Here is a 7,031-nt window from a genome sequence, read left to right on the forward strand (position 1 = left end):
GAATAGGTCAGTCTCACCCCATCGCGACCCGGAAGACGGGGCGAAAACGCCCCATCCGCTCACACCCCGACCACCTCCTGCCTCCTCCCGCCCCCTCGCCACCTCGCCTCCGCCATCGCCACCGCCTCCGCCTCCGCCGAATAGGTCAGTCTCACCCCATCGCGACCCGGAAGACGGGGCGAAAACGCCCCATTCGGCGGTGGTGCAGGCGGATGCGCAGGCAAGCAGGCGGGGCGCGGATTCGCGCGCAAGCAGGCGGGCGTGGATGGCGTGGTTGGGGCGGCGCGCAGGCGGGCGGGCGGATGCGCAGGTCGGCGCGCAGGCGGGCCGCGCGAGGTCAGGCAGGCCGCGCGGGGTCAGGCGGGGAGCGGGATGCGGGTGTCCAGCCACGCGACGATGTCGGCGATGACCTCGTCGCGGTTCAGCTCGTTGAGGAGCTCGTGACGCGCCTCCGGGTAGATCCTCAGCGTCACATCGCTCAGCTTCGACCGCTTCCGGTACAACCGCGCGAGCGCGCGCGGCCCCCGCTCGCCGTAGCCGATCGAATCCTCCGACCCGGCCATGATCAGCACCGGCACATCGTCGAGCTTGCCGGAAGCAGCACGAGGCGGGATGTGCGCCAGCTGCAGCGCTCCCCTCGCCGACCAAACGGGCATCTTCGCGATGTCGAAGCATAGCTCGTCGTACGCGAACGCGCGGCGAGCGTCCGGGTTGCGGCTCAACCAGAGCAGGCCGGTCTCGTCCGGCTCGAAGCGCTTGTTCAAATTCCCGGCGTTGATGAAGCCGGGCACCGCGAGCGTCGTCCCGGTCAGGATGCACGCGGAGAAGAACGCCGAGTCGTGGGCGAGGAGCTGCTGCGCGAGCAGCGAACCCCACGAATGCCCCTGCAGGATCAACGGCAGCTTCGGGTATCGGTCGCGCACCCACGCGGAGATGTCCTCGAGCGCCTCGAGCGCAGCCCGGTTCTCGGTCGTTGGGAGCACCGACAGCCCGTGCGCGCCGAGGCCCGTCTGCCCATGACCGAGGTGATCGTGCGCGACGACCGCGTAGCCGGCCGCGACCAGGTCGCGCGCGTACGAGTCGTAACGCATCGCATGCTCGCCGGAGCCGTGCGACAGGTGGATGACGCCTCGCGGCGACTCGCACGCCCACTCGTAGACGTGCACGTCGATGCCATGACCGACCGGCACGACGAACGAAGCCGGGGCGCCGGACGGGTCGGGCTTCGGGGCGGCTGGGCCGCGCGCATCCGCCCGCCCCTGCGAGCCGCCATGCGACCCACCGGCGGAACCGCCCTGCGAACCGGTGCCCGACCCCGTCATAGCTACGCCTCTCGAGTGATGTCGACCTTCACGAACAGCTGCGAGGAGAACGGGCCCGCGTACACGCCGCGCAGCGGAGGCACGTCGTTGTAGTCGCGGCCACGACCCACGAGCACGTGGCGCTCGCCGATCGGGATGTCGTTGGTGGGGTCCCAGCCGCGCCACTCGCCGTCCCAGTACTCGATCCACGCGTGGGACTCGCCGCTGACCGTCTCGCCGATCTCGGCGTTCGGCCGTGGGTGCAGGTAGCCGGACACGTAGATCGCCGGGATTCCGGCCGCACGGAGCGCACCGAGTGCGATGTGCGAGATGTCCTGGCACACGCCGCGCTTGTGCTCCCACGCCTCGGCGGCCGTCGTGCGGACACCCGTCACGCCGCCCTCGTAGGCGACAGCCTCGTACACGAGGTGGAGGATCTCCATCGCGGTGGACGCAGGTCCGGCGTTGGCGCCCTTCACCTCAGCAGCAAGCGCCTTCACGTCGTCCGGCGGCATCGTGAGGCGCGTCTGCGCCGTCTGCTCCACGAGCTCGACGCTGCGCAGCCGCTCGCGGGCGAGCTCATCCCAGCTGAGCGACAGCTGACCCGCCTCGGGCCGCTGGCGCACCTCGACGAGGCTCGACGCAGTCAGCGACAGCTCGGAGTGCGGATTCAGCACCTCGAACGCCGTCACCTTCGTGCCCCAGTAGTCGGAGTAGTTGTGCGTCGACGAATGCGGCGTGACATCGAGGTGCCCGAACAGCACGAACTGGCCGTTGTTGGCCATCGGCAGCATGCGGGCCTCGTTGTACGAGGTCGTGACGTCGCCCTCGTACCGGAAACCGGTGGAGTGGCGGATGCGGATGCGACTCATGAGTTGTCTCCCACCCAGCTCGGTGCCGTGATCGACGGGAAGTAGCGCTGACGGATCGCCTCGGAAGCCCGAGAGACCGCATCCTGCACACCATCCATGTAGCGGGGCAGGTCGGCCAGCGTGTCGTGGATGGGGCGGTACTCGAGGTCAGAGGAGATCTGCCCGAGGAGCCGCTGGGCCTGGTCGGTGACGCCGACGCGGCCACCGCGCTCGTGGCGCGGCTGGATGTCGTAGAGGCTCGAGAGGGCCGTCGACACCGAGTACTGGATCGACCGCGGGAACAGGCGGTCGAGCAGCAGGAACTCCGCGGCGTTGGCCGCCGACGGCATGCCGTGGTACGTGCGCAGGTACGACTCGTACGCACCGCACGAGCGGAGGATCGTCGTCCACGACGCCCCGGAGGCCTCGGTGAGCGAACGCGTCGCAAGCAGCCGCGCCGTCATGTCGGCACGCTCCAGGGAACGCCCCAGCATCATGAACTGGTATGCGTCGTCACGGCTCGCCGCCGAGTTCACGACACCGACCGCGAGCGCCGAACGCTCGCGAACCCACGCGAACAGGTCGTGCACCTTCTCCTGCCGCACGCTGAACGGCATGCGCGAGTACGTGGCGTTGAGGCACTCCCACAGCTCCGTCGACACGATCTCGCGGGCACGGCGAGCGTTCTCGCGGGCCGCGTTGACCGAGTAGGCGATGGATGCGGGCTGCGAGCGGTCGACCGCGAGGAGGTTCAGGACGTCCGAGCGGGTGAGCTCCGTGTCGGGGTGCACATCCGCCGCCCCCATGACGCTGAGGAGCGACCGGCAGGCCGTCGCCTCGTCGACCCACGGGTCCTCGAGGAGCAGCTGCAGGTGCACGTCCAGAATGCGGGCGGTGCCGTCGGCACGCTCCACATAGCGGCCGATCCAGAAGAGCGACTCGGCGATACGGCTCAGCATGCGTCCGTTCCCTTCGGGTTCTTGCCGGCGGATGCGGCTGCCGGCGACACTCCAGCGCGCGCCTGCTGCTGTTGCTGCACCTGCTCGGAATGTGAATGCGAGTGCGACTGGGCTTGCGGCTGACGGCCCTGCGTCTGCTGCTGCACCTGCTGCTGGTCGCCGCGCTTCGGGGCGTCCTGCGGCATGTGGTCCTGGCGGTGCGGGATGACACGCAGCACGCCCGTCACGGGGTGCGGCGTCTCCGACACGTCAGCCTGGTCGTCGAGGAGCTCCTCGACGCCGTGCGGCTGCGGCTTGGAGAAGCTGCGCTCCGCGCCGACCACCCATGTGTCCTTCGACCCGCCTCCCTGGCTGGAGTTCACGACCAGCTGACCCTCCGGGAGGGCGACGCGAGTGAGGCCACCCGGCAGCACCCACACGTCGTGGCCGTCGTTGATGGCGAACGGGCGCAGGTCCGCGTGGCGCGGCCGCATCCCGTCGTCGACGAGAGTCGGGATGGTCGAGAGCTGCACGACGGGCTGCGCGATCCAGCCGCGCGGGTCGGCGAGCAACCGCACCCGCATCTCGTCGAGCTCCGTCTTCGACGCGCTCGGCCCGATCATGAGGCCCTTGCCACCCGAGCCGTCGACGGGCTTCACGACGAGTTCGTCGAGCCGGTCGAGCACCTCCTCGAGCGCGTCCGGCTCCTCGAGGCGCCACGTGTCGACGTTCGGGAGGATCGCCTCCTCCGACAGGTAGTAGCGGATGAGGTCGGGCATGTACGTGTACACGAGCTTGTCGTCGGCGACGCCGTTGCCGACCGCGTTCGCGATCGTGACGTTGCCGAGGCGCGCCGCCATCATGAGGCCGGGCGAGCCGAGCATCGAGTCGCGGCGGAACTGCAGCGGGTCGAGGTAGTCGTCGTCGACGCGGCGGTAGATGACGTCGACGCGCTGCGGGCCGGCTGTGGTGCGCATCCACACCCGACCGCCCGAGCAGAACAGGTCGCGGCCCTCGACGAGCTCGACGCCCATGAGGCGCGCGAGCAGCGTGTGCTCGAAGTACGCGGAGTTGTAGACGCCGGGGGTGAGGACGACGACCGTCGGGTCCTCGATGCCGTCCGGGGCGGAGGCCCGAAGCGCCCCGAGAAGCCGGTTCGGGTAGTCGCCGACCGGGCGGACGCGCATGCGCGAGAACAGCTCAGGGAGCGTCTGGGCCATGGCGCGGCGGTTCGAGATGACGTAGGAGACGCCGGACGGGACGCGCACGTTGTCTTCGAGCACGCGCATCTCGCCGTGCTCGTCGCGGATCAGGTCGATTCCGGACACGTGGATGCGCACGCCGTTGGCCGTGCGGATGCCCTTCGCGACCCGGTGGTAGTGCACCGAGGAGGCGATGAGGCTTGCGGGGATCACGCCATCCGCGATGGCCCGCTGGTCGCCGTACACGTCGTCGAGGAACGCCTCGAGGGCGCGGACGCGCTGCTTGATGCCGGCTTCCGTCTTCTGCCATTCGGCGCGCTCGATGACGCGCGGGACCACGTCGAGCGGGAACGGGCGCTCCTCGCCGGCGAAGTCGAACGTGACGCCCTGAGCGAGGTACGAGTCGGCGAGCGAGTCGGAGCGGTGCCGGATCTGCTCCTGCGTCATCCCCGAGAGGACGTCGTAGAGATCTCGGTACGTGCGCCGCGGATCGAGCTCGCCCTCTGGCGCCTCCCCCATGAACATCTCGTCGAATGGCGGCGACAGCGCCGCTTGGGATTGCCTGGTCAGAGCCTGGCTGTAGCCGTCGAAGAGGTCACCCATGCCCCGAGACTAGTGGACGCAATGTGACGCGCTTGTTTCGCGGAGCGCTCGCCTGAACGGCACGCCCGGGGTCCCGCAGAATTTCCCGTCAATCGAGCAGTTTCCTGGGGCAGCGCGCGTCCGACTTGCGTGATCGTTTCGTCCGAGCTCGCCTCCCGAGGCGGCGAAGCGGCCAATCATCACGGATGTTGGCCAGGGCAAGGCGGGCCGGGCGTCCGGGCGCGGACGGGTGGCGTCAGCCAGCCGCACGCATCCTCCCGTCCGACGCGCCGTTTCAGGGTGGGTTCCACGCCTGCAGATGGCTTGCATCCCATCCCGAAGCGTGGAACCCATCTCGAAACCTGACCGCGTGGGCTGCAGAGCCGCAGAGGTGCGCGGCCGGACGGCGCGCTGCCCCGCTACTCGGCGAAGACCTTGCCCGGGTTCAGGAGCCCCTTCGGGTCGAAGAGGCCCTTGATGCCGCGCTGCAGCTCGTACTGACGCTCGCCGAGCTCCGCACCGAGCCACTGCCGCTTGAGCACACCGACCCCATGCTCGCCCGTGAGGGTCCCGCCAATCGAGATGGCGTACGTGAAGAGCTCGTCGGCTGCATCCCACACCGCCTGCGGGACGACAGGCTCCGCCCGGTCGTAGATGAACGTCGGATGCAGGTTCCCGTCGCCCGCGTGCGCGACCGTCACGATCGTCGTCCCGGTGCGGACGGCGACCTCGTCGATCTTCGCGAACATGTCGGGCAGCCGGTCTCTCGGCACGGAGACGTCCTCCACGAGCACCTGCCCGAGCGCCTCCTTCGCGGCGTACGCCTGCCGCCGCACATCCACGAGCGTGAGCGCCGACTGCGGGTCCGTCGTCATCTCCGCCGCCCCGCCGTTGGCCCGCAGCACCTCGACGATGCCCTCCGCCTCCGCCACCGCGTTCGCCCCATCGGTCTGGATGAGCAGGTACGAGTCGCCGTGAGACGCGAGGTCGACCCCCGTGTACGCCGAGACGGCGCGGAGCACGCCCCCGTCCATGAGCTCCATGATGGCCGGCTGGATGCCAGACGCGGTCACCGCAGCGGATGCGCGGGCCGCGCTCCCCACGTCGGGGAAGTACGCGCCGATCGTCGGGACGACCCCCTCGACCAGCGGACGCAGCTTGAGCGTGCACTCGACGATCACGCCGAGCGTGCCCTCCGAGCCCACCATGAGCGCGCACAGGTCGAGGCCCGTGACCCCCTTGACCGTGCGGTGGCCGACGTCGATGACCGAGCCGTCGATGAGCACGACCTTGAGACCGAGCACCGCCTCGCGAGTCACCCCGTACTTCGCGCACAGCAACCCGCCTGCGTTCGTCGCGATGTTGCCGCCGACCGACGAGATGTGCTTCGACGCCGGGTCGGGCGCCCACCAGAAGCCGTGCCCCTCGAGCTCCTCGTTGAGGGCGCCGTTGAGGATGCCCGGCTGCACGATGGCCAACTGGTTCGCCGCCGAGATCTCCAGGATCCGGTTCATGCGCAACGTCGACAGCACGATCTCGCCAGCGCCGCCCGCGCCCCCGCCAGCGAGGCCGGTGCCGGCCCCGCGCGTGACGATCGGCACCCCGAACTCGCTCGCGATGCGACACACGGCCTGCACATCCGCGACGGACTCCGCCTCGACGAGCGCCACCGGCACGCCAGCGGCGACCACACCGGAACGATCGACGCGCAGCGGCTCGAGTGCCGCCGGGTCCGTCACCACCCGTCCCGGCAGCTCACGGTGCAGAGATTCGAGTGCGTGCAGGGTGTTTGGCGCTCCGGCGACATCGGCAGACATGCGCCCGATCGTAGGCGAAGCGGATGCGCCCTCGCGAGCCGTGCATCCCGCGGCCGCCCGCAACGGCCACCCCGCGCAGCGTCACCTCCGCGCACCTTCACGGCGCACCAATACTGCGCACCAACAAGCCCGGAAGCGACAGCGTCGGCGGAGTCGGGAGCGGAAGCGGAAGCGGAAGCACCTGCGCCCGGCCGGCCGGTCGCCTGCCGCCCGCAGCCCGCGTCGCCCGCGGCCCCGTCACCTGTCGCCCACCCCGTCACCAGGAGTGAGGCAGACGCAGGTTCCGCGTCGCCGGACCCTGCATCTGCCTCACTCCTCTGCCGGAGGGGCGGGGTCCGGA

5 protein-coding genes are annotated in these 7,031 nt (G+C 70.1%); all 5 read right to left on the reverse strand.

Going from position 1 to position 7,031, the window contains the following annotated elements:
- Positions 1 to 356: 356 nt before the first annotated feature.
- Positions 357 to 1,322, reverse strand: coding sequence for an alpha/beta fold hydrolase (locus GV007_RS18965; RefSeq protein WP_160075433.1), 966 nt, complete (start codon positions 1,320 to 1,322; stop codon positions 357 to 359).
- 2 nt (positions 1,323 to 1,324) lie between these two features.
- Complete coding sequence (locus GV007_RS18970) at positions 1,325 to 2,173, reverse strand: transglutaminase family protein (protein WP_104244237.1); 849 nt, start codon at positions 2,171 to 2,173, stop codon at positions 1,325 to 1,327.
- Positions 2,170 to 3,111, reverse strand: coding sequence for an alpha-E domain-containing protein (locus GV007_RS18975; RefSeq protein ID WP_104244235.1), 942 nt, complete (start codon positions 3,109 to 3,111; stop codon positions 2,170 to 2,172). The genes GV007_RS18970 and GV007_RS18975 overlap by 4 nt, the downstream gene beginning before the upstream one ends.
- The gene (locus tag GV007_RS18980; RefSeq protein ID WP_160075436.1) at positions 3,105 to 4,895 is read right to left on the reverse strand and encodes a circularly permuted type 2 ATP-grasp protein; all 1,791 of its coding nucleotides are present in this window, start codon (positions 4,893 to 4,895) and stop codon (positions 3,105 to 3,107) included. Before GV007_RS18980 ends, GV007_RS18975 begins: the two co-directional genes overlap by 7 nt.
- A 398-nt stretch (positions 4,896 to 5,293) precedes the next feature.
- A complete protein-coding gene (locus GV007_RS18985; RefSeq protein WP_160075438.1) occupies positions 5,294 to 6,691 on the reverse strand; it encodes an FAD-binding oxidoreductase in 1,398 nt (465 codons plus the stop codon).
- Positions 6,692 to 7,031 lie beyond the last annotated feature (340 nt).

It is taken from the genome of Pseudoclavibacter sp. 8L, from assembly GCF_902506465.1.
Lineage (GTDB): Bacteria > Actinomycetota > Actinomycetes > Actinomycetales > Microbacteriaceae > Pseudoclavibacter.

Coding starts and splice junctions, on each gene's coding strand:
- GV007_RS18975 (WP_104244235.1), bottom strand. CDS start 3,111: ATGCTGAGCCGTATCGCCGAGTCGCTCTTCTGGATCGGCCGCTATGTG.
- GV007_RS18965 (WP_160075433.1), bottom strand. CDS start 1,322: ATGACGGGGTCGGGCACCGGTTCGCAGGGCGGTTCCGCCGGTGGGTCG.
- GV007_RS18980 (WP_160075436.1), bottom strand. CDS start 4,895: ATGGGTGACCTCTTCGACGGCTACAGCCAGGCTCTGACCAGGCAATCC.
- GV007_RS18985 (WP_160075438.1), bottom strand. CDS start 6,691: ATGTCTGCCGATGTCGCCGGAGCGCCAAACACCCTGCACGCACTCGAA.
- GV007_RS18970 (WP_104244237.1), bottom strand. CDS start 2,173: ATGAGTCGCATCCGCATCCGCCACTCCACCGGTTTCCGGTACGAGGGC.